The following is a 485-nucleotide window of genomic DNA, read 5'->3' as shown; positions in this document are numbered from 1 at the left end:
AAACGGACTATCAGCAGTGATGATTACATCACTTCGGTGACTGAGTTTGCCGACGTCAATATTCGTAACAGTGACGGAAGAAGTCCATGGGTTGTATACACCCTACTCGACGCCCCACACATCAAAATTCGCAAATCTACCGACCACCGCTTCCTCGTCGGTGGAAAATCACCAGACCTTGTAAACAAAGCGGCGAAAATCGGCATTAAATCTGCGGTTGCTGCGCTTGTTGCCGGTATTCCTGGCATTGGCCCAGCTATTGCCGAAGCAATCAAGGGCGGCGGCGAACTTCTAGCGGAACTTTCCGCTGACCGATTCCTCGTCCTCAATGAGTACACCGATAAGAACCGTGAATATCATTACGGCCGCTCAAGGTTTACAGCTATCTCTAAACCAGGCGAAGCAAATACCGTCGAGTCCCTGCAAAAGGGCTGGCAAGCTAAACAGGAAACAGAGGGTGGAATCTCTGCAGAATTCTCCATCGA

General features: G+C 50.1%; 1 pseudogene. It reads left to right on the top strand.

The window, feature by feature from the left end:
• Nucleotides 1-36 precede the first annotated feature (36 nt).
• A pseudogene (locus HMPREF2935_RS07850) lies at nt 37-485 on the top strand (hypothetical protein); the annotation flags it as partial.

The organism is Corynebacterium sp. HMSC076D02 (assembly GCF_001813815.1).
GTDB lineage: Bacteria > Actinomycetota > Actinomycetes > Mycobacteriales > Mycobacteriaceae > Corynebacterium > Corynebacterium simulans.
This window is presented reverse-complemented; position numbering and strand designations above follow the sequence as displayed.